This is a genomic window from Methylocella silvestris (genome assembly GCF_002891535.1).
In the GTDB taxonomy this organism is placed as follows: domain Bacteria; phylum Pseudomonadota; class Alphaproteobacteria; order Rhizobiales; family Beijerinckiaceae; genus Methylocapsa; species Methylocapsa silvestris_A.
On record NZ_PDZR01000024.1, the window covers coordinates 14,530 to 39,357 of the forward strand.

Annotated in this window: 21 protein-coding genes; 5 read left to right on the forward strand and 16 right to left on the reverse strand. The window is 64.3% G+C overall.

Annotated elements, in window-relative coordinates; all coding sequences use genetic code 11:
• The first annotated feature begins 126 nt into the window (after positions 1–126).
• Positions 127–1,617, forward strand: coding sequence for a phytoene desaturase family protein (gene crtI / locus CR492_RS16840; RefSeq protein ID WP_102844931.1), 1,491 nt, complete (start codon positions 127–129; stop codon positions 1,615–1,617).
• 15 nt (positions 1,618–1,632) lie between these two features.
• Here the strand turns inward: crtI and hemA are convergent, their stop codons facing one another.
• From hemA to bchF, 14 genes are read right to left on the reverse strand one after another with little or no spacing between them, the layout of a single operon-like run.
• Positions 1,633–2,859 (reverse strand): 5-aminolevulinate synthase, encoded by a 1,227-nt coding sequence (gene hemA / locus CR492_RS16845; protein WP_102844897.1) that lies wholly within the window; start codon positions 2,857–2,859, stop codon positions 1,633–1,635.
• 23 nt (positions 2,860–2,882) lie between these two features.
• Positions 2,883–3,770, reverse strand: a complete 888-nt coding sequence (puhE, locus tag CR492_RS16850; RefSeq protein WP_102844898.1) for a putative photosynthetic complex assembly protein PuhE — start codon at positions 3,768–3,770, stop codon at positions 2,883–2,885.
• A 13-nt stretch (positions 3,771–3,783) separates the two neighbouring features.
• Complete coding sequence (gene acsF, locus CR492_RS16855; protein WP_102844899.1) at positions 3,784–4,845, reverse strand: magnesium-protoporphyrin IX monomethyl ester (oxidative) cyclase; 1,062 nt, start codon at positions 4,843–4,845, stop codon at positions 3,784–3,786.
• Entirely contained in the window at positions 4,842–5,147 is a 306-nt protein-coding gene (locus CR492_RS16860; RefSeq protein ID WP_102844900.1) for a hypothetical protein, read from the reverse strand. The genes acsF and CR492_RS16860 overlap by 4 nt, the downstream gene beginning before the upstream one ends.
• Complete coding sequence (puhC, locus tag CR492_RS16865) at positions 5,144–5,617, reverse strand: photosynthetic complex assembly protein PuhC (RefSeq protein WP_102844901.1); 474 nt, start codon at positions 5,615–5,617, stop codon at positions 5,144–5,146. Before puhC ends, CR492_RS16860 begins: the two co-directional genes overlap by 4 nt.
• Entirely contained in the window at positions 5,614–6,312 is a 699-nt protein-coding gene (puhB, locus tag CR492_RS16870; RefSeq protein WP_102844902.1) for a photosynthetic complex putative assembly protein PuhB, read from the reverse strand. The genes puhC and puhB overlap by 4 nt, the downstream gene beginning before the upstream one ends.
• Entirely contained in the window at positions 6,309–7,070 is a 762-nt protein-coding gene (gene puhA, locus CR492_RS16875; protein ID WP_102844903.1) for a photosynthetic reaction center subunit H, read from the reverse strand. The genes puhB and puhA overlap by 4 nt, the downstream gene beginning before the upstream one ends.
• A 24-nt stretch (positions 7,071–7,094) precedes the next feature.
• Entirely contained in the window at positions 7,095–8,525 is a 1,431-nt protein-coding gene (locus tag CR492_RS16880) for a BCD family MFS transporter (RefSeq protein ID WP_102844904.1), read from the reverse strand.
• Positions 8,522–9,223 (reverse strand): magnesium protoporphyrin IX methyltransferase, encoded by a 702-nt coding sequence (gene bchM, locus CR492_RS16885; protein ID WP_102844905.1) that lies wholly within the window; start codon positions 9,221–9,223, stop codon positions 8,522–8,524. Before bchM ends, CR492_RS16880 begins: the two co-directional genes overlap by 4 nt.
• On the reverse strand, positions 9,223–10,131 hold the full coding sequence (gene bchL / locus CR492_RS16890) for a ferredoxin:protochlorophyllide reductase (ATP-dependent) iron-sulfur ATP-binding protein (RefSeq protein WP_102844906.1): 909 nt from the start codon (positions 10,129–10,131) through the stop codon (positions 9,223–9,225). The genes bchM and bchL overlap by 1 nt, the downstream gene beginning before the upstream one ends.
• The gene (locus CR492_RS16895) at positions 10,128–13,877 is read right to left on the reverse strand and encodes a magnesium chelatase subunit H (protein ID WP_102844907.1); all 3,750 of its coding nucleotides are present in this window, start codon (positions 13,875–13,877) and stop codon (positions 10,128–10,130) included. Before CR492_RS16895 ends, bchL begins: the two co-directional genes overlap by 4 nt.
• The gene (gene bchB, locus CR492_RS16900; RefSeq protein WP_102844908.1) at positions 13,849–15,393 is read right to left on the reverse strand and encodes a ferredoxin:protochlorophyllide reductase (ATP-dependent) subunit B; all 1,545 of its coding nucleotides are present in this window, start codon (positions 15,391–15,393) and stop codon (positions 13,849–13,851) included. The genes CR492_RS16895 and bchB overlap by 29 nt, the downstream gene beginning before the upstream one ends.
• 3 nt (positions 15,394–15,396) lie before the next feature.
• Complete coding sequence (locus tag CR492_RS16905) at positions 15,397–16,677, reverse strand: ferredoxin:protochlorophyllide reductase (ATP-dependent) subunit N (RefSeq protein WP_102844909.1); 1,281 nt, start codon at positions 16,675–16,677, stop codon at positions 15,397–15,399.
• Positions 16,674–17,207 (reverse strand): 2-vinyl bacteriochlorophyllide hydratase, encoded by a 534-nt coding sequence (gene bchF / locus CR492_RS16910; protein ID WP_102844910.1) that lies wholly within the window; start codon positions 17,205–17,207, stop codon positions 16,674–16,676. Before bchF ends, CR492_RS16905 begins: the two co-directional genes overlap by 4 nt.
• A gap of 438 nt (positions 17,208–17,645) precedes the next feature.
• Between bchF and CR492_RS16915 the strand changes: the two genes are divergently transcribed.
• A complete protein-coding gene (locus CR492_RS16915; protein WP_180982585.1) occupies positions 17,646–18,494 on the forward strand; it encodes a cobalamin B12-binding domain-containing protein in 849 nt (282 codons plus the stop codon).
• 96 nt (positions 18,495–18,590) lie between these two features.
• A complete protein-coding gene (gene ppsR, locus CR492_RS16920) occupies positions 18,591–19,967 on the forward strand; it encodes a transcriptional regulator PpsR (RefSeq protein ID WP_245412139.1) in 1,377 nt (458 codons plus the stop codon).
• Between the two features lie 184 nt (positions 19,968–20,151).
• Here ppsR and CR492_RS16930 read toward each other — a convergent pair whose 3' ends face one another.
• Positions 20,152–21,003 (reverse strand): carotenoid 1,2-hydratase, encoded by an 852-nt coding sequence (locus tag CR492_RS16930; RefSeq protein WP_102844914.1) that lies wholly within the window; start codon positions 21,001–21,003, stop codon positions 20,152–20,154.
• Positions 21,004–21,038: 35 nt separating this feature from the next.
• Positions 21,039–22,586: a 1-hydroxycarotenoid 3,4-desaturase CrtD gene (gene crtD, locus CR492_RS16935; protein WP_102844915.1), complete on the reverse strand. Its 1,548-nt coding sequence runs from the start codon at positions 22,584–22,586 to the stop codon at positions 21,039–21,041.
• Between the two features lie 116 nt (positions 22,587–22,702).
• Between crtD and CR492_RS16940 the strand changes: the two genes are divergently transcribed.
• Together CR492_RS16940 and CR492_RS16945 are read left to right on the forward strand one after the other, a co-directional pair.
• Positions 22,703–23,572: a polyprenyl synthetase family protein gene (locus CR492_RS16940; protein ID WP_102844916.1), complete on the forward strand. Its 870-nt coding sequence runs from the start codon at positions 22,703–22,705 to the stop codon at positions 23,570–23,572.
• 92 nt (positions 23,573–23,664) lie between these two features.
• Positions 23,665–24,798 (forward strand): methyltransferase, encoded by a 1,134-nt coding sequence (locus tag CR492_RS16945; RefSeq protein WP_102844932.1) that lies wholly within the window; start codon positions 23,665–23,667, stop codon positions 24,796–24,798.
• Positions 24,799–24,828 lie beyond the last annotated feature (30 nt).

Consider the following 24,828-nt stretch of genomic DNA (forward strand, 5'->3'; position numbering starts at 1 on the left):
GTCCCTCGCCGGAAACGGATTTGGCCGGCCTGTCTCTTTTTGCTTCAACCTTGTCGCGCGCGCTTCGTTCCTTTGCTAGCATGTTTGCGGAAAACGAGAAAAGTCGATGCGCGCGAAGACGATGACATGAACGCCACTCCTTCAGCCGTCGTCGTGGGGGGAGGATTTGGCGGAATCGCCGCCGCGCTGCGTCTGCGCGCCAAGGGCTGGCGCGTCACCCTGTTCGATCGCGCGCCGATGCTCGGCGGCCGCGCGCAAGTCTTTGAACGCGAAGGGTTCCGCCACGACGCGGGGCCGACCGTGATCACGGCGCCTTTCCTGATCGACGAATTGTTCGAACTCTTCGGCAAACGCCGCGAGGACTTTATCGAATTCATTCCGCTTTCGCCCTGGTACCGATTTCGATTCGCAGATGGCGACGTCTTCGATTATGGCGGCAGCGTCGAAGACACGCTGGCCGAGATCCAGCGCATAGAGCCTGCCGATGTCGCGGGCTATATGAATTTGCTCGAGCATTCCCGGCGGATGTTCGACACGGCGTTCACCGCTCTGGCCGACCAGCCGTTTCACGAATTGCCGACCATGATGCGGCAGGGCGCGGCTCTCGCTCGGCTTCGCGCCTACAAGACGGTCTGGGGCATGGTCTCGCATTTTCTGACGAACCCCAAGCTGCGGCAGGCTTTTTCCATTCAGCCCTTGCTGCTCGGCGGCGACCCGTTCGAGACCACAAGCATCTACAGCCTGATCCATTATCTCGAACGCCAATGGGGCGTGCTCTTCGCGAAAGGCGGAACAGGCGCGATCATCGCGGCGCTGGCGAAACTCATGGCGGACCAGGGCGTCGACATTCGCCTCAACTCCACCGTCGACCGCATTCTGATCGAAGGCGGCGCGGCGCGCGGCGTGAGGCTTTCGAGCGGCGAAATCATCGCCTCCGACATCGTCGTCTCGAACGCCGATCCGATGCATCTCTATCGGGAAATGATCGACGCATCCGAGCAGCCGCTTTCGATCCGCCTGAAGACGCATTCGAAGCTGTCGATGGGCCTGTTCGTTCTCTATTTCGGGACGCGGCGCCAATATAAAGATGTGGCGCATCATACGATCTGGCTCGGAGCGCGCTACAAGGAGCTGCTTGCCGACATTTTTCGACGCCGCATTCTGCCCGACGATTTCTCGCTCTATGTGCATCGGCCGACGGCGACGGATCCGAGCTTTGCGCCGCCCGGCTGCGACAGCTTTTACGTGCTCTGTCCTGTGCCTAATCTTTTGGGCGAGATCGATTGGGCCGTCGAGGCGCCGAAGCTTCAGGCGCGCATCGTCAAGGCGCTCGACGCGACGATGCTGCCCGGCCTCGCGGAGGTCATGACAGCTGATTTCTTCATGACGCCGGAGGACTTCGCCTCGCGCTATCTGAGCTTCGCCGGGGCCGGCTTTTCGATCGCGCCGCTGTTTTCGCAGTCCGCCTGGTTTCGCTTTCACAATCGAGCCGAAGGGGTCGCAAATCTTTATCTTGCCGGAGCGGGAACGCATCCAGGCGCCGGAATTCCTGGCGTGCTCTGTTCGGCGAAAGTGCTCGACCGTCTTGTGCCGCCGGCGAACGCGTTCGTGCGATAGGCACTTTGCGGCGACCTATTGCGCGGCGATCGCCATCGCCTGCGACATCGGACAGCGCGCCCAAAGCCCCGACAGCGTATCGACGAGATAATCCATCTGCGCATCGGTATGAACCGGCGAGGGCGTCAGCCTGATGCGCTCGGAGCCGCGCGCGACGGTCGGATAGTTGATCGGCTGCACGTAGATCTCATAATCATCGAGCAGCAGATCGGTGATCGCCTTGCAATGCACCGGATCGCCGACGATCACCGGCACGATGTGGCTTTGGCTTCTCATCACCGGCAAGCCGGCGTCGGTGAGGCGCTGCTTCAATGTGATCGCGCGCTGCTGGTGAAGCACGCGCTCGGCGCTGCTGGCTTTCAGGTAGCGGATGCTGGCCAGCGCGCCGGCGGCGACGACGGGTGCGAGCGAGGTCGTGAAGATGAACCCCGCCGCATAGGAGCGAATGGCGTCGCAACAGGCGCGGCTGCCCGCGATGTAGCCGCCCATGACGCCGAACCCCTTGGCGAGCGTGCCATTTATGATGTCGACATGATCCATCGCGCCGTCGCGCTCGGCGACGCCGCCGCCACGCGCGCCATAGAGGCCGACGCCATGAACCTCGTCGAGGTAGGTCAGCGCGTGATATTTCTTCGCCAGCGCGCAGACCTCCGCGATCGGCGCGATATGGCCGTCCATCGAATAGACGCTTTCAAAGACAATCAATTTCGGCGCATGCCTTGGATATTTGCTGAGTTTGGCTTCAAGATCCTTGATGTTGTTGTGGCGCCAGATTTCCTTCTGGCCGCCGCCGTGACGAATCCCCGCAATCAGCGAGGCGTGATTTTTCTCGTCGGAAAAAATCACGCAGCCCGGGAGCAATTTGACCAGCGTCGCGATGGCGGCGTCATTGGCGACATAGGCGGAGGTAAACAACAAGGCGGATTCCTTGCCGTGCAGGTCAGCCAGCTCCGCCTCGAGCTCGACGTGATAATGGGTGGTGCCAGAAATATTTCGCGTTCCGCCCGATCCCGCGCCGGCCGTATCGAGGGCCTCATGCATCGCCGCGAGCACGACGGGATGCTGCCCCATGCCGAGGTAATCATTGGAACACCAGACCGTCACGCTGCGATGCGCGCCGCCCCGTAAATGCTCTGCTTTGGGGAAGGCTCCGCGCTGGCGGATGATGTCGGCGAAGACGCGGTATCGCCCCTCCGCGTGCAGGGCGTCGATCTGGACCTGGAAGCCTTGTTCGTAGTTCATTGTCGCCACCCTTGGAAGCTCATCTAATTGCAGGAAGGCAAGCGCGCGCGCACTTCACCCTGACGGATTGCAAGGGACGTCAGATCCTGCCTCACAAGCAGGGCCTGCAACCCTATGTCTGGAGTCGTAACCTGTGCGGCCTTTTCACGGGAGCGCTTTGCCCGCAGGCTCCAGCTCCACAGCCTTTCGGCGGGAAGCGGCAAAACCAGAAGCCAATGCTCGACGATAGCGAGCGTCATCAAGCTGGCGAGAAAAGCGTAGCCCGCCCGCTGGAAATCGGCGGCGTCCGGCGCGATGGCATGCTGCGCAAGCAGAACGGCGGCCACCGTCGAGGCCGTCACCGAAACCGGAAAAAGCAGGTTCATCGGCTTTTTCTTAAAGTAAGTTTTTAGATATTGAATCGGGGCCGGCAGAAAGTTTTCCGTCAAATTGAGAACGCCGAAAAATATGTTGAGCTTGGCGCTGAGCCGCATGACCCAGAGAATGATGAAGGTCGCGGCCCCGACCTGATTGGGACCGCCGTCCGTCGCAGCGAGCACAAGCATCGCGGTGACGAGGATCGCCAGCTCGTGATAGAGCACCGCCTCGAGCGAGAAGCGAAAACGCTGAAATCCGGCGGCGCCCTCCGGGCATGCCGTACGGCGAGGGCCGGTCACAACTCCCATGAGAAAGCTCATCTCGTGCCACGCCCATACTATAAGAGCGCATGTGAAGGCGAGATAGGCGCCGCCAATTGTCGTGTCAGCGCTGCTTTTCGACAATCCATAGAAGGACGCACCCATGAGCGCCGTTGTAGCCAGCAGGCTCCAGCGAAACGTGTGCGACGGCAGGCCGTTGACATAGATCACAAGGCCCGTGCTGAACCACCAGACGAACAGGCAATACAGAATGGGCAGGCCGTAATCGCTCATTGCGCCGCTCCGGCTACCACACGGGGGACAGGCGGATGTCCGCCGGCATGTCGTTGCGCCGCGCCGGCACGAGATAGAGCCGGACGAAGGCAAGGCCGGCGGCGGCGGTGAGGGCGAACTTCTGCAGCCGGCCGGAAACGCCGCCGCGCTTCTCGGCGCGCGTCATCGCCTCGCCGATGCGCCGCAGGCGATCCAGCCCGGCGTGGAAGGCGGGATTGTCGAGATCGAGCGTGAGCGGAAAGGTCTGGCGGGAAATTTCGGACGTGATCCTGAAGACGGCAAAATCATACTCGTCCGGCGTGAGCCCGAGAGCCTTGTGAAATTCCGGCCTTGCATGGTCGCGCACATACATTGTCGCGAAGACGGCGATCAGGAAGAATTTCACCCAGTAGACGTTGACGCCGCTCAGCAGCTTCGGATTCGCGCGCATCAGCAGCGCGAAAGCCTCGCCGTGCCGGAATTCGTCATTGCACCATTTATCGAACCATTTGAAAATCGGATGAATGCGCCGCTCGGGATAGCGCTCCAGCTGCCGGAAGATGGTGATATAGCGCGCGTAGCCGATCTTCTCCGAAAGATAAGTCGCGTAGAAGATGAACTTGGGCTTGAAGAAGGTGTATTTCTTGGCTTTCGTCAGAAAGCCGAGATCGACCCCGATGTTGAGGTCCTTCAAAGTGGCGTTGATAAAGCCGGCGTGGCGCGCCTCATCCCGGCTCATATATCCGAACAGCGCGCGGATGTCGGGATTGCTCGCGCGCTTGCGCAATTCAGCGTAGAGCACGCAGCCGGAAAATTCCGCCGTCACCGAACTCACTAGAAAGTCGATGAATTCCTTGCGCAGCGCTTCGGGCAGATGCGACAGATCGGTATCGAATTCGTCGGTGCGGACGAAATGGCCCTGGTTGGGATCGCGCGCCATTTCGTCAATCAGGGCGTCCCATTCGGGGCGCACCGGGCTGACGTCGATGCGATCGATTTCGGCGAAGTCGGTTGTGTAGAATCGTGGGCTGAGGACGGTGTCGGCCGTCGCCATGGCGGTCGTTTCGTTCGGCGCGCTCTTGCGGTCTGCGGTCATAGCGCCCTCCATGAGGAAAAGCTGACGTCGAAGAGTTCGGTGAGCTCGAATTGCGACTTGATGCGCGTCGCGATCCTGTCGAACCAGCCGGGCTGAACGATTGTCGCGCGCCGACGCAGGACGAGACGCGAGCCGAACGGCGCCTCTATCGCCTCGCCATGCACGATGACCTCGGCGCCGGGGCCGATGATCGCGTCGCTATCGAGCGTTACATGGGCGTGCAGACTGTCGAAACTATGCTCTATTTCGATGGCGCAGGGAGCTTCAAAGCGCCTGCGGCCAAGCAGCCAATCCGCGTTCATGGCGCGCTTCCTTTCTCCGTCAGAAGCTTCGCGAAAGCTCCCGAATTGGTCTCGCCGAATGCGTTGAGTTCGACCACGCGTCCCGTCGCGCGATCCTCGATAGACAGCGCGCTATCCTCGCCAAGTTGCAGGCGGAAGGGCGGCCCGGCGGTCGCCGTGGTGATCGCCGCATCGTCGGCGCGGCGCTCTCTCGCGAAGGAGCGAAGCACCCCCCGGATGAAGCCGTTGGCGCCTGCCGAGAGCACGGTAACCTCCGTGTTGTTGCTGGCGTCGAACACGGCGACCGATCCGTCGGCGCGATCTTCGAAACGCAAATCGCGCGAAATGCTTGCAGCGGGCGCCGGCGCGCGATAGACGCCAGCGCCTGTCAGCCGGCCGATCGAGACCAGCAGAAGCGCGAAAACGACCAGCCCACCGGCTGCAAAAAGCGGCAGACGGGGAAACGGGCGATAGCCGACAAACTGGTTCATGACGCTTTTTCCTGCATCGCCGCGCTGTCCTGATCGGCGCAGCCGCGGGCGTCCCTGTTGGGACGCGAGCCCTCATAGACCTTGAGGCCGGGCGCCGAACGCTTGGTCGCTGAGGAGAAGCTGGTGAGCGCTCCGGCGAGAATGGCGGAAACGCGGGCGGCCTGCGGCACGGCGCGCAGCATCGGCTCGGGCTTCGCCCAGCGCCACGGCCGCGCATGCGGCCAAAGAATGAGATAGGCGAATTTGTCCGTGCCGGACAGGGCCAGCGCAATGTCGCCAAAACCCTCCGCATCCGCCTTGAGTGCGGCGGATTCGACGATTGTGAAGGGGAAGTTGATGGTGATCGGCAGGGCGACGCCGATGCGCATGACGATCCGTTTGCTGGTGATGGAATAGACCGTTGTTTTCGCCGTAAGCCAGGCGATCAGCGTCAGCATCCCGCAGGACAACATCGCGAGTGGGACGAGCCAAAGGAAGGATTGCGCGGCGCCCCGCAGCCCAAGGCCGTCCGCCGCCGCGGAGCCGACGCCCCACGCCAGAAGAATCGCGAAATAAACAGCGACAGCGCGCACATGGAAGACGCTGCGCGTCAATCGTCCCCAATCGGGGGCGCCCTGCCAGAGCAGTTTCTCTCCGTCCGGCAGGGGCTGCGGCAGGCCGCGGATGGGTTCGAACTCGAAATCATCCTGGATCATGCGATCGGCTCCGCGCGCTGGGGCGTGGCGTAGAGCTTGCCGCCGCCGTAATAGCCATAGATCTTGTCTTCTTCGAGCAAGGTCACCTGATCCGGGTTGCGATGACCCGGAACATTGGCGAACTGGGACGCCAGGATGGCGTCGACCCGGACTTTTCGCGCCCGGCGGTCGATGCGCGCGAGGCCCATCGGCAGCAGGACGCTCCCGGCGCCGACATCAACTTCAAGGTAGCGAATGACCACCTCGGAGCGATCGACCCATATGTCGCCCACGGTTCCAGCAACGGCGCGGTCGGCGCCGACCACGCTCATGCCGCGAGGATCAGGATCGCGGCTGTCAAGTCCGAAGGACGGATCCACGCGGAGCGGAACGATCCGGGGCTCGCCATTGATGGTCACATCGGGAATGTCGCGCCTTAGCGCGTAGGATCCCGGCCCGACGCCGCCGCCCATCGGATCTCCGCTTGGCAGCAAAGGCGCTCCCGGCCAGACCGCCGCCGGCCGCGCGGAGAACGCGGGCTGGTTCGCCGCGCCGCTCGGCGCCGACATGCTGTTGCCGTCCGCAAGGCGGAAGATTTTCGGCCGCGGCAGGGGAGTGACGCCGTCGCTCGTGGCGTTACGGGCCCCCTCGACGAGCGGATAGCCCTCGCGCTTGTCTTCGCCCCGCAAATACAGGATCAGAAGCGCGAAAAAGATCCAGAACGTGTAAAGCACGACCTGGGCGACATCGATGTTGCTTGTGATGGATCCGGCGTTCATGGACGATCCTCCAAATCTGTGAGGTCAACCGGCGCTCTTGCCGAGCTCGAATGCGCCTGCCGCACCGCCCTCTCGTGCGTCGTGGCGCACGAGAGGGCCGATCGCGACAAGGGTCACGAACATCAGCATGAGCTCGATCATATAAACCGCTATGTAACCTGTGGCCGGAGCGGCGACGGCGGGCCCGAACGCGCCTTGCGCGGCGAGGGTCGACACCCCGTCGGCGATGGCGCCTCCGAGCGCAATCGCGAGCCCGGCGGCGCTCGCCTGCGCCGCCCCCCAGGCGCCGAGCGCCATGCCGGCGGCGTCGCGCCTGGCCTGGTTCATCGTCGCGGTCAGCGTGCCATGTGCGAACAGTCCGGCGCCGAACCCGATCAGCACCGTTCCGACGCCGAACAACTGCGCCGAGTCGAGCGGCGCGGCGAAGATCACAGCGCTGAAGGCGGCAAGCCCCGCGAGCAAGCCATAGGCGGAAACGCGATACGGATCGGCGGCCCGGCCGAGAAGCCGCGCGGCGAGCCACAGGCCGCAAATGCTGCCGATCGCCAGCATCGCCGTCAGCGCGGTGGTCGCGCCGACGGGCAGTCGCAGCACCTGACCGCCATAGGGCTCGAGAAGAATGTCTTCCATGCTGAACGCCGCCGTGCCGAGCGCGATCACCAGAAGCCGGCGCCTCGCCCGCTCGCTCTGGCGCAGATAGGCGCTCCAAGAGGCGGCGAAGGACGGGCGCGGCGCGATGAGCGGCTGAAGCGCCCGGCGCGGCTCCTGTTTCCACAAGGCGATCATGTTCAGCCCCATGGTCAAGACGGCGGCGCCCTGAATCACCTGGATCAGGCGAAGTTCGCTGAAGTTGGCGAGAAGCGCTCCGAACGCGAGGGCGCTCGCAAGCATCCCAACGAGAAGCATCATGCAAAGCAGGGCGACGACGCGCGGACGCGCATGGGCCGGAGCCAGATCTGTAGCAAGCGCCAGCCCCACCGTCTGCGTCGTATGCAGACCCGCGCCAACCAGAAGAAAGGCGAGAGCAGCGGCGACATGGCCGGCCCAGATCGGTCCATTGGAATCGCCTGACAAAATAATCAGGGCGAAGGGCATGATAGCGAGGCCCCCGAACTGGACGAGCGATCCAAGCCACAGATAGGGCACCCTGCGCCATCCGAGAGCGGAACGATGGGCGTCGGAGCGGAAGCCGACGACGGCGCGAAAGGGAGCGAAAACCAGAGGCAGCGAAACCATCAGCGCGACGAGCCAGGCTGGAACGCCAAGCTCGACGATCATGACGCGGTTCAGCGTGCCGACCAGCAGCACGATGGAAACGCCGACGCTGACCTGAAACAGCGAGAGGCGCAACAATTTGCCAAGGGGTAGCTCGACGGTGGCGGCGTCGGCGAACGGCAGCAGGCTCGGACTGAGTCGCATCCAATTGCGCGCAAGTTTTTCGTTGAGCTTCGTCATGCCCGGCGAAGCTCCTGCGCTTGCGAAACATAGAATCCGTTCTTGATCCTTTGCGTTCGGGCGAAACGCCAATTCGAAAGGCCCGGCTCGTCGACAAGTGCGCGCCGCAAGGCGGCTTCCGCGACAGGCGAAATGGCGGGCGCGCGATCTTTGCGCGGGAACAGCCGCCCGGCCGCGTGCATGATCGCAAGCGCCGGAGTTCTCGGGGCAAAGGTGAACAGCATTGACGCGCGGGTCCGGGCGCCGATTTTGTTTAAAGCCTCCACCATATCGGCCTGCGGATAATGGATGAGGCAGTCCATGCCGACGATGTGATCGAAATCGCCGAGCCCGGCGTCGAGCATGTCGCCGGCGAGAAATTCGATTGAGCCTCCGCCTGGGCAGCGCGGCGCCCGCTGCCGTGCGAGCGCGATCAGCGTCGGCGAAAGATCCACCGCGACGACCGCCGCGCCACGCCGCGCCGCCTCGACGGCAAGCGCGCCGGAGCCGCAGCCGGCGTCGAGCAGGCGCAAGCCCGACATGTCGTCCGGTAGCCACGAGAGCAGCGTCTGGCGCATCGTCTCGCGCCCGGCCCGGACGCTCGCCCGGATGCGCCCGAGAGGAGCATCCGAGGTCAGCCTTGACCAGGCCTCGACGGCGGTGCGGTCGAAATAGGCTTCAATCGCCGAGCGGCGCTCGAGATAGGAGAGGCCAGCCATCAGTCATATCCCAACAGGTCGAAGATCTCGCGATCCTTCAAAGGATTCGCGTCGAGCGGCTCGGTTCCGGCCCAAAGCGCTTCGGCCAGATGCATGTATTCGGCCTGCACGGCGAGAATCTCAGGACCCGGATCCATTTCAAAGATTACCGATTTTTTCAGCCGGCTGCGGCGGATCGCGTCGAGATCACGAAAATGCGCCATGGTTTTCAGGCCGACGCGATTGTTGTATTTCTCGATCTGGTCAAGCTCAGCGCTGCGGTTGGCGATGACGCCGCCAAGCCGAACCTTGTAGTTTTTTGCCTTTGACGCGATCGCGGCGACAATGCGATTCATTGCGAAGATCGAATCGAAATCATTGGCGCAGACAATCAGCGTGCGATCGGCAAATTGTAACGGCGCGGCGAAACCGCCGCAGACGACATCGCCGAGCACATCAAAAATCACCACATCGGTATCTTCGAGAAGGTGATGCGCCTTGAGCAGCTTGACCGTCTGGCCGACGACATAGCCGCCGCATCCGGCCCCCGCCGGCGGGCCTCCCGCTTCGACGCACATGACGCCATTATAGCCTTCAAAGATGAAGTCTTCGGCGCGCAGCTCCTCGGCGTGGAAATTGACCGATTCTAGAACATCGATGACGGTCGGCACGAAGCGCTTCGTTAGCGTGAAAGTCGAATCATGCTTGGGATCGCAGCCGATCTGCAGCACGCGCTTGCCCAGCTTTGAAAAGGCAGCCGAGAGGTTGGAAGAGGTCGTGCTCTTGCCGATGCCGCCCTTGCCATAGACAGCGAAGACCTTGGCCGTTTCGATGTCGAGATGCGGATCGGTTGCGACCTGCACGCTGCCTTCGCCATCGCCGCAACCCGGACCCGAGCCGCATCCGCCAATTCTCAAGGGAATATTCATGCGACCTTGTCCAATCCAATGCCTTCGAGCCTGTCCTCAAGCTCCTCGCCGGAGCGGCGAAGCGCTGCGAGCGTCTCCTCGTCAGGCGACCAGTAGTTGCGTTCCTGCGCCTCGATGAGGCGGTGGGCAATTTTCAGCGAGGCCGCCGGATTGAGCTTTGCCATCCGCTCGCGCATTTCGGGATCAAGCAGATAGGTCTCGGTCATGCGGTGATATACCCAGGGCGCGACCTGACCTGTCGTAGCCGACCAGCCCATGGTATTGGCGACATGCGCCTCGATGTTGCGCACGCCCTCGAAGCCATGCTGCAGCATTCCCTCGCGCCATTTCGGATTGAGGATGCGCGTGCGTGTTTCGAGCGCCACCTGCTCTTCAAGCGTGCGCACCACGGCCTCGCCCCTTGTGGCGTCGCCGATATAGACAGGTGCCGTCTCGGCGTCCGCCCCCTTGGCGCGCTTGATCGCGCGGCTGACGCCGCCCAGCGTGTCGAAATAGGTGTCGACCGTGGTGACGCCAAGCTCGACCGATTCGAGGTTCTGGTAGGCGAGATCGACGCCCGCCAGAACATTTGTCAAGAGATCCAGCTGTTGCCGTGGCGCCCCGCTGCGGCCATAGGCGAAGCCCTTCCGCCTGGTGTAGGTTTCAGCGATTTCATCTTCGTCGCTCCAGCGCCCGCTGTCGACGAGCAGATTGACATTCGAGCCATAGGCGCCGTCCGCATTTCCAAACACGCGCAGCGCGGCGGTTTCAAGATCGACGCCGCTCGCCTGTTGATAGGCGACCGCATGTTTGCGCACGAAATTGCGCTCAAGCGGTTCGTCGGCGGAAGCCGCAAGGTAGGCCGCCTCGGCGAGGAGCTTGATCTGCAGCGGCATCAGATCGCGGAAAATGCCCGACATGGAAATCATCACATCGATGCGCGGGTGATCGAGTTCTGCGAGCGGCGTGAGGCTCGCGCCGACGAGGCGGCCGTAGCTGTCAAAACGAGGCGCCGCGCCCATCAGCCACAGCGCCTGGCCGATCGGGCTGCCCTCGGTCTTCAAATTGTCGGCCCCCCAGAGCACCAGGGCGACGAGTTCCGGCGCGGACTTGCCTTCCGCCGCATGGCGCTCCAGCAGGCGGGCGGCCTGACGGGCGCCGTCCTGCATGGCAAAGCGGCTTGGGATGCGGAACGGATCAAAGCCGTGCAGATTGCGCCCGGTCGGCAGAATGGCCGGCGTGCGCAACAGATCGCCGCCTGGCGCGGGCCGTATGAATTTTCCGTCGAGCGCTGCGAGGATCGCTGCGGTCTCATGGTCTTCGGTCATCAGCGAGTCGGCTTTCGCAAGCTCAGCGAGCATGGCGAGCGTCGCTTCATCCGGCGCAAGCGCTGCTGCGGCTGATGCCTCGTGCGCGGATGCGCCGTCGATCAGCGCTTCGATCACCGCGGGCACAAGGCGGACGCCAAGCGCGGCCTCTGCCATCGCCGCCAGCGTCCCGGCGCGCTCCTCGCGCGAGGGCGCCTTGCCGATCACATGCAGCCCATGCGGGATCAGCGCATATTCAATTTCGAGCACCGCCTCCGCGAGCTTCATGATCCGCTGTTCAGGCCCTCCGGCGGACGGCGCCAGATCGACCTCAGCGGCCTGAAGCTCGATCAGTTTTGCAAGCTCCGCCCGCTCGTCAGCTGCGCCCGCCGGCGTTTGCCGCCAGCGCTCGATCGACGCCTTGAGATCGATGAGGTTGCGGTAGAGGCCAGCATAGGCGATGGCCGGCGTCAGATAGCTGAGCAGCGTCGCGCCGGAACGGCGCCGCGCCAGCGTTCCTTCGGACGGGTTGTTGGCGGCATAGACATAAAGATTGGGCGCGTCGCCGAGCAGGCGCTCCGGCCAGCAGGCGTCGGTCAGTCCGGTCTGTTTGCCGGGCATGAATTCGAGCGCGCCATGGGTGCCGAAATGCACGATGGCGTTGGCGCCGAAATCCTGCCGCACCCAGCGGTAGAAGGCGCTGAAGGCGTGCGTCGGCGCAAAGCCCTTCTCGAACAGAAGGCGCATTGGATCGCCCTCATAGCCGAAGGCCGGCTGGATGCCGACGAAGACATTGCCGAATTGCGCGCCGAGCACGAAAATGGAGCATCCATCGCTCTGCTGGCGTCCGGGAGCCCTGCCCCATTGCGCTTCGATCTCGGCGAGCCAGGGCTCATTGTCGATATGATCATCGACAGAGATCAGCCGGTGCACATTGGCGACGGCGCCGAAGCGCGACGCATTGCCATGGACGATCGCCTCGCGCAGGGCGTCGACGGTTGGCGGCGGCTCGACGCTGTAGCCGGCGCGCTGCATGGCGAGAAGCGTGTTGTGCAGCGATTCGAAGACGGCGAGAAAGGCCGCCGTCCCGATGTTGCCGGCGTTGGGCGGAAAATTGAACAGGACGACGGCAACCCTGCGCTGCGCCCGCGTGGTCCGCCGCAACTGCGCCAGCCGAAGGGCGCGGGCGGCGAGAATCTCGGCCCGCTCCACGCAGACATGCATGTCGCGGGCGCCCTCCGATTGCGGAAAGACGCAGCGGCGAGCGCAGCCCTCGCAGGCGTGGCCGGCCCCCTCGGAACGGCCGCCGAAGACCGTCGGACATATGGCGCCGTCGAGCTCCGGGATCGCAACCATGATAGTGGCTTCGACCGGCGACAGGCCGCGATCGGACGCCCGCCATTGCTCGATTGTCTGGAATTCGAGCGGATGCGCGGCGATATAGGGAACATCTAGCCGCGCGAGAATTTCTTCGGCGGCGCGGGAGTCATTATAGGCGGGGCCGCCGACCAGCGAAAAGCCCATCAGCGACACCAGCACGTCGATGCGTGGAGCGCCAGGTCCAAGAAAATAACGCTCGATCGCCGGCCGCGCGTCGAGGCCCGTTGCAAAGGCCGGGATGACGCGAAGTCCCCTCGCCTCGAAGGCCGCGATCACACCATCGTAATGGCCGGTATTGCCGGCCAGCACATAGGAGCGCATCACCAACAGACCGATGGTCGGCTGCGCGTCACAGCCGCGCGGCAGATCTTCGAATTTTTCGCTGACGCGGTTTTTCATGCGCGGGTGGTAGACGCCGACTTCCGGATAATCTTTCGGATTCTCGATCTGCCGCGCGCCGCGCAAAGACCTGCGCGCCCCGTCCGCGTAGCGGGAGACCAGAAAGCGAACCATATTGGCCATGTTGTCTTCCGACCCCGCGAGCCAATATTGCAGGGTCAGGAAATAGGCGCGCACATCCTGCGCCGCGCCTGGTATGAAGCGCAGGATTTTTGGGAGACGGCGGAGCATCCGCATCTGCCTTGCGCCGGCCGTCGCTCCCTCGCTCTTGCCGCGCAGCCGTTTCAGCATGGCGAGCGGCCCTTTGCGCGAGCCATCCATGCTGAAGCCGCCCATGCGCGTCAGCCGCGTGACTTCGCCAGCCGACATGGCGCAGACCATGGCGTCGCATTCCGCGCGCCGCGCCTGAAGCGCTGGCAGGATCGGTTTGAAATGCTCCTCCATGAACAGCATGGTGGCGATGATCACGTCGCCCGTGGCGATCGCGGCGCGGGCGCGCTCCAGCGCGTTTTCGTTGGCGGACCATTCGCAGGCGGCGTGAACATCGAGGGACAGGCCCGGAAGATCGCGCTTCAGGCTTTGGCGCGCGCGATCGATCGCGCTCGCGATATGCGCGTCCATCGTGATGATGACGACCCTGATCGGGACCATCTCAGCGGCTGTAGTGCGCTTTTGCGTCATAAAGCGTCTCGATGGTGATGAGCGGAAGTCCGCGCTCCTGCGCGTAGCGCTCGGTGTTGCGCCGGGCCTTGCCGCGCACAAAAAAGGGAATGGATTTCAGCTCGCGCTCGGCGCCCGCGTCCCAGGCCAGGATGGCGGGCGTGTCGGGCATGTCGATCGCCTGGGACGCCTGGGGCATCGCGACCGCAACGCCGAGATGGGATGGCAGAGCCTCGTCGTTGAATTCGTCATCGCCGCGAAACATCGTCAACAGATGTTCCTCAAGGCCCATCATCAGCGGATGCACCCAGCTGTCGAAGATCACATTGGCGCCCTCGAAGCCCATCTGCGGCGAATGACGCGCGGGAAAATCCTGCACATGCACCGGCGCGGAGATCACCGCGCAGGGGATGCCAAGACGCTTGGCGATATGGCGCTCCATCTGCGTGCCGAGCACCAGCTCCGGCTGCAGCCTTTCGATCTCAGCCTCGACTTCGAGATAGTCGTCGGTGATCAGCGCGTTGAGCGAATAGAGCGCCGCCGCCGCGCGCATCTCGCGGGCAAATTCGCGGCTGTAGGAACCGAGCCCTGCGACTGTAAATCCAAGCTCCTGCGAGGCGACGCGCGCCGCCGCAATGGCATGCGTGGCATCGCCGAAAATGAACACGCGCTTGCCGGTCAAATAGGTCGAATCAACAGAGCGCGAATACCATTCCAGCCGAGATTCGGCCGAACCCAGAAGCGGGCGCGGGTCGAGACCGGCAAGGCTCGCCACCTCCTCGATAAAGGCGCGCGTCGCTCCAACTCCGATCGGCTGAGTCTTGACCAGCGCCTGGCGGTGTGTGCGCTTTAGCCATTCGGCTGCCTCAAGCGCGACCTCGGGATAAAGCACGATGTTGAAATCGGCCTCCGGCAGGCGCGCGAGATCGTCCGGAGAGGCGCCGAGCGGCGCGCAGACATTGACCCCGACGCCGAGCCGGTCGAGCAGCAAGGTCACTTCACGGATATCGTCGCGATGCCTGAATCCAAGCGCCGTCGCGCCGAGCAGATTGCAGCAGGGCCTTACGCCGGCGCGCTTTTCGCGCGGCGCAGCTGGCGCCTTCGCGAAGGCGCGCACGAGATTGTAGAAGGTCAGCGAGGCGCCGAAGTTTTCCTTGCGCTGATAGGCGGAAAATTCGAGCGGAATGACGGGAACCGGCAGGCCGAGCCCAAGGGCGAGGCCGCCCGGATCATCCTGGATCAGCTCGGCGGTGCATGAGGATCCGACAAGCAGCGCCTTTGGCTTGAAACGCTCATAGGCCTCTTGCGCCGTTCTCTGGAACAGCGCGGCGGTATCGCCCCCAAGGTCGCGCGCCTCGAAAGTGGTGTAGGTCACCGGCGGGCGCGTGTCGCGCCGCTCGATCATGGTGAACAGCAGATCGGCATAGGTGTCGCCCTGCGGCGCGTGCAACACATAATGCACATCTTTCATCGCAGCCGCGATGCGCATGGCGCCGACATGGGGAGGGCCCTCATAGGTCCAGAGCGTCAGCTGCATGGCCTAAATCCTCAACCGCAGTCTGCGCTCGATCGGCCGGGCGAACAGCGCGGCGAGATCGCCTGCCTGCTCAAAACCCTGGATCGGCGAGAACAGAAGTTCGATCGACCATTTGGTTGTGAGCCCCATGGCTTCGAGCGGATTGGCGAGGCCGAGGCCGCAGACAATGAGATCGGGATTTTCCGCCCGGCACCGGTCAAGCTGAAGGTCGACGTCCTGCCCTTCGCTGATCAGCGTTCCCTCCGGCAGCAGATCCAGTTCCGGCTGCAGGTGCTGGCGATGCAGGAAGGGCGTCCCGACCTCGACAAGCCGCATGCCGCATTCACGCGAGAGGAAGCGCGCCAGCGGCGGCTCGAGCTGCGAATCCGGGAAGAAAAAGACGCTCTTGCCGGCAAGAGCGCGGCGAGATGGCTCCATCGCCTCTTGCGCGCGCTTGCGGCGGGGCGCCGTCACGGCTTCGAGGCGCGCGGGATCGACGCCGAAGGCCTGCGCCGCCGCCGCGATCCAGCCCGCTGTCCCCTCCGCGCCGAGCGGGAACGGCGCCGGCAAGCGCCGCGCGCCAAGCGCTTCAAGCGCCCGCGCCGTCTCGGCCAGGAAGGGCTGCGCCAGCAACAGCCTCGTATTCGGGCCGACCGGCGGGAGGTTGCCGCTGCCGCGCGGCGGCAGGAAGGAAACCGCGCCAATGCCAAGCTCGTCAAAAATGCGGCGCAGCTGGTCTTCGACAATATCGGCGAGGGCCCCGGCGATGAGAAGAGATGGCGGCGCATCGGCGTTGGCCTGCGGCAGCTCCGGGACCAGCGCCGCAAGGCAGGCGTCCTCTCCTTGCGTAAACGTCGTCTCAATGCCGCTGCCGGAATAGTTGAGCACCCTGAGCCCTGGGGCGAATTTCCGGCTGAGCGTCTGCGCCGCGCGGGCAAGGTCGAGCTTGATCACTTCCGACGGGCATGAGCCGACGAGGAACAGCAGCTTGATGTCCGGACGGCGCCGCATCAGCTCGGCGACGACGCGGTCGAGCTCCTCATGCATGTCGGCGAGGCCGGCGAGATCGCGCTCGTCGATGATCGCGGTCGCAAAACGCGGCTCGGCGAAAATCATCACGCCGGCGGCAGACTGAATGAGATGGGCGCATGTGCGCGAGCCGACTACCAGGAAAAAGGCGTCGCTGATCTTGCGGTGCAGCCAGACAATGCCGGTGAGGCCGCAAAACACTTCGCGCTGGCCGCGCTCGCGCAGCACGGGGGCCGTCCCGCAGCCGGCCGGAAAGGGCTGCGCCAGGGCGTTCATCGCGCGCTGTCCATGGCGACGCAGGCGCCGGCGCCCGACTGACAGCCGGCGCGCTCAAGCTCCTTGCGGGCGGCGCGCAGCTTGAGGATGAATTGCCCGGCGTTAATGAAATAGGAGGCATAGGCGGCGAGCGCGAGGAACATTTTTCCGCGATCGGACAGCAGACCGAAAAGGAGCGCCGCGAGATAGGCGGTGTGGAGCGCGAGGACGATCATGCTGAACGCGTCCTCCCAGAAGAAGCTCGGCGCGAAGAGGTAGCGGCCGAACACGACCTTCTCCCAGATCGAGCCGGTGATCATGATGGCGTAAAGCGCGAGGGTCTTGACCACGACCGAGGCGGCGGCGGCCTCAAAGCCCTGCCCCGTCGCGATGAAGCGCAGCACAAGAACGACGCTGACGAGAAATACGAAGAACTGGATGGGCGCGAGTACGCCCTGCACAAGGGTCCAGGGGGTCGTGTCGCGCCGCGCGCGCTCTTGCTCCGTGTAGATCAACGCCGTGTTGCGGGACCGTTCGCTGGGCGCTTGCAAGGGAGATCCTCTTCGGATTCTGGACTTCAACAGGCTATGCGCCCCCTCAAAAAGTGTCAACAAAAGATTACGTCATTATTTATTGACAACAACCCGGCTCAGGAGTTGGATGGCGAGAACACGGGATTGCCTAGCCATTCGAAACATGCTTTTTTTAGGATTGGACGCATTCGAAGACCCGCAATGCGAGATCAAAAGCCACGACAAGGCCGCGATCGGCCCTCTCTCATTGCACGATCATAAGGGCGCATAAGCGTCCGCCGTCCGGGGGGAAACCGGGTCGGGCTCAAACCCGGCCATCGGTCAGGGAGCGGGGCAATGCCGACTGTCAATCGGAGACTTCACGACGACTGTTCAGCGCCCGGGGAGTGCGCCGATCCCCGCGGTTTGTTCTCCTGGGGCGATCTATTCGAAAGCAGGGCGCATAGTTCCGCGCGTATGAGCGTCTCGCCGGACGGGGGCCAGTTTTCGTCGGCGAAGTCATCGGGACAGAGATCGCGGACAACGCGGCTCGCGCGCACCATCGAGTCGGAAATCATCCCCCGTCTGATGATCGCCCACAGCGAGGAGACGCCGCGCACGTCGCCGATTGCGCCCCCCTCGCAAATCAAAATGCCTGACGTCGAACGCTTCGCCGAGCTGGTCGTGACGCAGGACGCCGCTGTCGGCTATTCCTGTGTCGCGGCCGTGCTGGACCAGGGCGTTTCCGTGGAGACGATTTATATGGATCTGCTGGCTCCGGCGGCGCGGCGGCTCGGGGATCTTTTTGACGAAGACATCTGCTATTTCACGGACGTCTCTATCGGCCTCGCCCGGCTCCACCAGATCATGATGAACCTCGCCGAGTTCATGCGTTCGCGGAGCTTTCCGCTCGCCGGCGCCCGGCGCGCGCTGCTCGTTTCCTTGTGCGAGGAGAAGCACAATTTCGGGCTCTTCATGGCTGCGAACTTTTTTCGCAGGGCCGGCTGGGACGTCTTCGGCTGGCCCTTGATGGCGCCGCAGGAGCTCGCCGCCATCGTCTGCAATGAGTCTTTCCATCTTGTCGGGATTTCGGTAAGTTGCACCGATCATCTGGATCGTGTGCGGCGGGCTATCAGCATGGCCAGAAAAGCCTCCCGCAACAGGGCCGTAAAGATCATGGTGGGCGGCCTTCCGTTCTGCGATCATCCAGAAACCGCCGCCGAACTCGGCGCTGACGCGGCTTCATCGGATGGGCTGCAGGCTGTGCAGATCGCAAACAAGCTGGTCGGGTCCGTCCCGGGCGCCGGCCGCACCGGGATCTTTTAGGCCCTCAGAAATGGGGCTCTTATAGCTGACATGGACATGGCCGCCGCGCGCACGCAACATCGTCAGTTGAAGGATCCAAAATCCTCTCTCGGAGCATTGAACGCGTTCGACACGGCGAAATTGATCACCGCCGCATCGGACGTCACGCTCATCCTGGACAACGACGGCCTTATTCGCGACGCCGCGTTCGCCGCCGACCTCGTCGGGGAGCCTCAGACCCATGATTGGATCGGCCGCCGCTGGCCGGATATTGTTTCGAGCGACAGCAAGACAAAGGTCGAAGAGCTTCTGCGCGACGCCGCCGCGAAGACAGACCTGCGGTGGCGACACGTCAATCATGTCGCCGCCGGAGCCGCCGCGGATCTGCCGATCCGCTATTGCGCCCTTCAGGTTGGCCAGAAAGGCCGCATCGTTGCGCTTGGCCGCGATCTGCGCGCGATAGCCAAATTGCAGCAGCGCCTTTACGACGCGCAGCTCTCCCTTGAGCGCGAATATTCGCGGCTTCGTCTTTCGGACACGCGCTACAGGCTGATGTTCGAAGTCATTTCCGACGCCGTCCTGATCGTCGACGCTGGAACGCTGAAGATCGTCGAGGCCAATCCGGCGGCGCTGCGGCTTATCAACAGGACGACGCGGCGCACCATCGGCCGATCCTTTCTCGATCTTTTCGACGCCGGCTCAGCGCCGGTCGTCAACGGGCTGATCGCCGCGGTCCGGGTCGCGGGCCGCGCCGACGAGGCGATCGCGCTGCTTGCCGACCGCGCCGGTGAAGCCGCGATCTCCGCGACGCTGTTCCGGCAGGAAGCGCTTTCGCATATCCTCGTCCGGCTGACGCCAACCCGCCGAGACAACGCGGCCGAGGCCTTGCCGAAAACAAAATCGACGCTGCTCCGGATGGTCGAAAAACTGCCGGACGGCTTTGTCGTCACCGGCTCCGACTGGCGCATCATGAGCGCCAATCCAGCCTTCCTCGACATGGCAAATCTGGCGAGCGAGGACCAGGCGCGCGCTGAATCTCTTGAGCGTTTCGTAGGACGCGACGGCGTCGCCTTCAACGTGCTGACCTCGCATCTGCGCGAGCACGGGCTCGTTCGTAATTTTGCAACGACGCTCAACGGCGATTCAGGAACCTCGGAAGAAATCGAGATCACCGCCGTGTCGGCTCCCGACGAGGATCAGGCCTGCTACGGCTTTACCTTCCGGCCTGTGCGCGGCCGCCTCGTCCAGCCGCCGCAGGCGGGCGGCAGCGGTCCGCGCTCGGTCGAGCAATTGACCGAACTGGTCGGCCGCGTGTCTCTGAAGGACATCGTGCGCGAATCGACCGACATCATCGAACAACTCGCGATTAAAGCGGCGTTGCAGCTGACCGGCGACAACCGCGCCTCGGCCGCCGACATGCTCGGCATGAGCCGGCAGAGCCTTTATGTGAAGCTGCGGCGCCACAGCCTCGGCGATCTCGATCCCGAATATTGACGCTGCGGCCTCTTACGCCCTGGCTCCGCGCGAGGCCCCCGATGAGCCCGAAAATATTCGGCATTCTCGATATGGCCCTGAGCTTTGGCGGCGTCTTTGCTTTCGGGCTCTGGCAACTGGCTTGCCTGCGCCGGGGCGGGCGCGACGTGCGGTCGGAGCGGCCAACGAAAACGACTGCATCCGATCACGATCCCCCCGCCTGATCGGCCCCGGGGCCCACGTCCCATGGCGCGCGTGGCATCTTGAACGGCAGCAGCGCCTTGACCCAATTCGTGGCGAAGCGATCGAGCGACAGGCTTTCGTGGACCATGAGCATCGGTTCGCCCGACAGCCGCACGGACACGAGCGACCTTGCATAAAACGGAGCGTCTTCAAGAGTGCGCAAAAGCCTCGCCTGCGCCTCGCTCCGTACCCAGCGCGTCATGCGCCAGAGCGTTTGCTTAAGTTTTACGCGCGGCGGCGCGCCAATCGGATGAATCCGCCCGCTGGAGTCGATGGCGAGCGCGAGGTCGAGCCGCCCGCCGTCCCGGTGCAGCACATCATAGAACACGACCGCGCCGTCGGCCGTCTTCGCGCGCGACCAGTCCCAATGCGTGAAATCGTCCTCCAGCGGCGCGTCGCCCCAATTGGCGTCGAAATAGCCCTCGCCGATCCAGCGCAGCGGCGGATGCTCCATCTCGACCTCGACCCGCGCGGCCGGGGCGATCGGGCGCCAGAGATGACGCCCGCCGGCGTCGAGCATGAAGGACAGGGCGCCGAACATGCGCGGCGTGACCCGGACGACGCCGCGCAGCCGTTTGGGAAAGGGCGCGGCGATTTCATCGATGACGATGGTCAAGGCGTCGCCGTTCCAACTCATCGAGCTCGGACCGATGGAAAGATGCGAGGCCTCACAGCGGACATCTTCCCGGCCGCGCTCGGTCATCGCCCAGTGGCGGGCGCGCTCGCCATAGAGCGCGACGTTGAAGGCGCAATGATTCAGCGGATCCTTGCGGCCGGACCAGGCGTAATAGGGCGAGAAAACACTGCCGATCATGGCGATGATCGCGAGGCCGAAGCGGCCGTCGTCGCTTATCGCGTCAAGGTAGCGCCAGGCGTAGCCGCCCGGCGGAACCGGCGCGTCGAAAGGCGGTCCGCGATCAGGCTTTGCGCGGCCAGTCTCCCCGACAGCGCCGCCATCGGCACACCCGGCCCCGGATGCGCGCTGCCGCCCGCCAGATAGAGGCCGGGAATTTTCGAGCGCGATCCCGGCCGCTGGAACGAGGCCATCCACCCATGGCTCGCGCGCCCGTAGAGGGCGCCCCCCGTCGCCGGAAAGAGCGTTTCGAAGTCCCGCGGCGTCGCTGTCGCCGTCGAGTTCGCGGAATGCCCGATCTCGAGGCCGCACTGGTTGAGGAGCGCAAAAACGCGGCGTCTGCATTGGTCAATCTCCGCTGCGTCGAATGGATCGGAATCGCCGGTCGCCGGCGCATTGATGAGAATGAGCAGCCGCTCGGGAAGACTCCCCTCGCCTCCAGGCGCCGCGCCGCAATCGTCGCGGTCCTGCGCGCAGATATAGACCGTCGGCTGGAACGGCGTGCGCCCGCGCCGGAACAGGGCGTCGAACTCGGCGGCGTAATCGTTCGAGAAAAACACATTGTGCCTGACCAGAGGAAATCCGCTGGCCGGCGCGTTCAACATCCATGTGACAGCGGACAGGGAGCGCTGCGCGCGCGGCGCCGGACTTGCCGCGACGGCGGCCTCCGCGCCGAAAAGACCGGAGGCCAGCGCCGCAACGTCGGCGTTGACGATCACCGCGCTCGCCTCGATTGTCTCGCCCGTTGAAAGAACGACGCCGGCGGCGCAGCCGTTCCGGATCAGAATGCGACGCGCCTCGGCGCCGTATCGGAATTCCGCGCCGCGCCGAACGGCAAGCCCGCTCAGGGCGCGGGCCAGCGCATGCATGCCGCCCTCGACCAGAAAAATGCCGTCGCGCTCAACATGAGCGATCAGCATCAGGGTCGCGGGCGCAAGGAAAGGGGACGATCCGCAATAGGTTGCGTAGCGCCCGAACAATTGCCTGAGGCGAGGATCGTGGAAATAGGCGCCGAGCCGGCTCCACATCGTCGCAAAGGGATGGATGCCGGCGAGATCAGCAAGGCCGGAAAGTCCGGCGCGTCCGACAAGCCCCGCCGGGCTTGGCCGCTGCGCCCGGATGAAGTCTTTTTCCAGCGTCGCATAGATGTGCTGCGACTCGGCGCAAAAGGCGGCGTAGCGGCGCGCTTCCGCCGCGCCGGCGAAGGCGCCGATCGCTTCGACCGAGCGGGTCATGTCGGCGAACAGGTCGAGCCGCTCGTCCGCGCTCCAGGCGTGCCGGGCGATGATCTGGCTCTTTTTCAGCGTCACATGATCGGCGAAGCAATCGCCGGCGCTGGTGAACAGTTCGTCGAACACCCAGCGCATCGTGAACAGCGTCGGGCCGGCGTCGATGTGTGCGCCATCGACCTCTACAGTGCGGATTTTTCCGCCCGGCGCGTCGGCCTTTTCGAGGACGATGACCTCGCAACCGCGCGCCGCGAGATTGGCGGCGGCGGAAAGGCCGCCGATCCCGGCTCCGATCACGATGATTTTTTCGCCCATGGCGTCGATCCCTAGCGGCGATTGCGTTGCCGGGGCCCGTTCTGGTGTCAATATAAATTGACACACAAAAATGACAATATAAACTTACAATCGGGAAACGCCGCAGGAGCTCCAAAATGGACGCCATCATGCACATCGAATCGGCGCTGGAGACAGCGGCCGCTCTCGCCGCTTCCGACGACGCGCCGCCTCGCCTCGCCGCCGCGATCCACTACGCCATTTTCCCCGGCGGCGCCCGTATCCGTCCGCGCCTGTGCCTTGCTGTTTCCGCCGCCTGCGGCGCGCAAAATCTTGGCGCCAGCGCCGCCGCTGCGGGCGCGATCGAGCTGTTGCATTGCGCCTCGCTGGCGCATGACGATCTGCCCTGTTTCGACGATGCGCCGACGCGGCGCGGCAAGCCGTCCGTTCACGCCGCCTTCGGCGAAGCGCTGGCCGTCCTCGCCGGCGACGCGATGATCGTCATGGCGTTCGAGAGCATCGCCCGCGCCTTCATGGACCGGCCGCATCTGCTGCCGCCCCTCGTGCAGACCATCGCGCGGGCCGCCGGAATGCCAAACGGGATCGCCGCCGGTCAAGGCTATGAAAGCGAGCCGCAGCTCGCCCGCAGCCAGTATCAGCGCGCGAAAACCGGCTCCCTCTTTGTCGCAGCCACCGTCGCCGGAGCTCTCGCCGCGGGCGCCGATGGCGCGCCTTGGCGCATGCTCGGCGAGGGATTGGGCGAGGCGTATCAGATCGCCGACGACATCCGCGATGTGGCCTCCTCGCCGGAGGCGATCGGCAAGCCCGTCGGGCGCGACGCCGCGCTCGGGCGGCCGAGCGCGGCTCTGGAGCTCGGCATCGACGGCGCGGTGGCGCTGTTGAAACGATTGACGCGCGAGGCGGTCGATTCCATCCCGGCCTGCCCAGGCGCCGACTGGCTCAAGGCGCAAGTGTTGATCGAGACCCTGCGCGTGCTGCCGGAAGAGCTGCTGCGGCGCGCCGCCTGAGGCCGCGCCGCGCGCTATGCGGGGCTCACATGAAGTTGCATGCGCCAAAACTCGGTACGCGGATTGAGACTCCGCCATATGCGCACCGGAGCGTGAGCGCTGATGAGCAAGCGTGCAGTTTTTTTGACCGCATCTTTGCTCTGCGCGATCGCCTGCTCGGCAATCCCCGCTTCCATGACTGGATGAGCGCTTTTCCACTGACTCGTCCGATCGTGCGCAATCGCGCCGGCGCCCTGTTCGATCTGTGCTCGGGGTTTGTCTACACCCAGATCCTGCTGGCGTCGGTGCGCGTCGGCCTCCTCGAACGCCTCGCCGCCGGTCCGCAGACCGCAAGCGTCCTTGCGGCGCAGCTTTCTATGTCGCCCGACGCAACCCTGCGCCTGCTGAATGCGGCCGTCGCATTGGGGCTCGCGTCAAAACGCAGCGGCGGCCGATATGGTCTCGGCGTCACCGGCGCAGCGCTGCGTGGAAATCCCGGCGTCCCCGAGATGATCGAACACAACGCCATGCTGTATGCCGATCTTGCCGACCCGGTCGCCTTGCTGCGGAACCAGCGTCCGGCCGGCGAGATCGCGCGTTTCTGGCCCTATGCGCGGGCGGCGCGGCCGGGCGATCTGCCGGCCGAAGAGGTTGGCGCCTATAGCGCGCTGATGTCGGCCTCGCAATCCTTCATCGCGCCGGACATCGCTGCGGCGTGGCCGTTCGAGCGGCATCGGCGTCTGCTCGATATCGGCGGCGGCGAGGGCGCCTTTATCTGCGCGATCGCCGCGCGCGTAAAAACCGATCTGCGCTTTACCCTGTTCGATCTGCCGGCCGTCGCGGCGCGCGCGAAAGACCGTTTGGAGGCGGCCGGCCTCGGACCCCGCGTCGACACCGTCGGCGGCGATTTTCTGGAAGGCCCACTGCCGCAGGGCGCCGACCTGGTGACGCTGGTCCGAATCATTCACGATCATGAGGATGAAGCCGCGCTCAAACTGCTCCGCAACATCGCCGCGGTGTTGCCGCCGGACGGCACGCTGCTGATTGCCGAGCCGATGTCGGGAACCGCCGGCGCCGCGCGCGCAGCCGACGCCTACTTCAGTTTCTTTTTCCTCGCGATGGGCCGCGGACGGCCGCGCACGCCGGCGGAGATCGAACGGCTTCTGCGCTCGGCGGGATTTCGTCGCATCCGCAGGATCGCGACGCGCCGGCCTTTGATGACGAGTCTGATAGCCGCCTCGCATTAGAGGAATGTGTAAAGAAAGGTTGACAATCTC

Bases quoted from the DNA above. Each gene is read 5' to 3' on its own strand.
- crtI (WP_102844931.1), top strand. From the start codon at position 127: ATGAACGCCACTCCTTCAGCCGTCGTCGTGGGGGGAGGATTTGGCGGA.
- hemA (WP_102844897.1), bottom strand. From the start codon at position 2,859: ATGAACTACGAACAAGGCTTCCAGGTCCAGATCGACGCCCTGCACGCG.
- puhE (WP_102844898.1), bottom strand. From the start codon at position 3,770: ATGAGCGATTACGGCCTGCCCATTCTGTATTGCCTGTTCGTCTGGTGG.
- acsF (WP_102844899.1), bottom strand. From the start codon at position 4,845: ATGACCGCAGACCGCAAGAGCGCGCCGAACGAAACGACCGCCATGGCG.
- CR492_RS16860 (WP_102844900.1), bottom strand. From the start codon at position 5,147: ATGAACGCGGATTGGCTGCTTGGCCGCAGGCGCTTTGAAGCTCCCTGC.
- puhC (WP_102844901.1), bottom strand. From the start codon at position 5,617: ATGAACCAGTTTGTCGGCTATCGCCCGTTTCCCCGTCTGCCGCTTTTT.
- puhB (WP_102844902.1), bottom strand. From the start codon at position 6,312: ATGATCCAGGATGATTTCGAGTTCGAACCCATCCGCGGCCTGCCGCAG.
- puhA (WP_102844903.1), bottom strand. From the start codon at position 7,070: ATGAACGCCGGATCCATCACAAGCAACATCGATGTCGCCCAGGTCGTG.
- CR492_RS16880 (WP_102844904.1), bottom strand. From the start codon at position 8,525: ATGACGAAGCTCAACGAAAAACTTGCGCGCAATTGGATGCGACTCAGT.
- bchM (WP_102844905.1), bottom strand. From the start codon at position 9,223: ATGGCTGGCCTCTCCTATCTCGAGCGCCGCTCGGCGATTGAAGCCTAT.
- bchL (WP_102844906.1), bottom strand. From the start codon at position 10,131: ATGAATATTCCCTTGAGAATTGGCGGATGCGGCTCGGGTCCGGGTTGC.
- CR492_RS16895 (WP_102844907.1), bottom strand. From the start codon at position 13,877: ATGACGCAAAAGCGCACTACAGCCGCTGAGATGGTCCCGATCAGGGTC.
- bchB (WP_102844908.1), bottom strand. From the start codon at position 15,393: ATGCAGCTGACGCTCTGGACCTATGAGGGCCCTCCCCATGTCGGCGCC.
- CR492_RS16905 (WP_102844909.1), bottom strand. From the start codon at position 16,677: ATGAACGCCCTGGCGCAGCCCTTTCCGGCCGGCTGCGGGACGGCCCCC.
- CR492_RS16915 (WP_180982585.1), top strand. From the start codon at position 17,646: ATGAGCGTCTCGCCGGACGGGGGCCAGTTTTCGTCGGCGAAGTCATCG.
- CR492_RS16930 (WP_102844914.1), bottom strand. From the start codon at position 21,003: ATGATCGGCAGTGTTTTCTCGCCCTATTACGCCTGGTCCGGCCGCAAG.
- crtD (WP_102844915.1), bottom strand. From the start codon at position 22,586: ATGGGCGAAAAAATCATCGTGATCGGAGCCGGGATCGGCGGCCTTTCC.
- CR492_RS16940 (WP_102844916.1), top strand. From the start codon at position 22,703: ATGGACGCCATCATGCACATCGAATCGGCGCTGGAGACAGCGGCCGCT.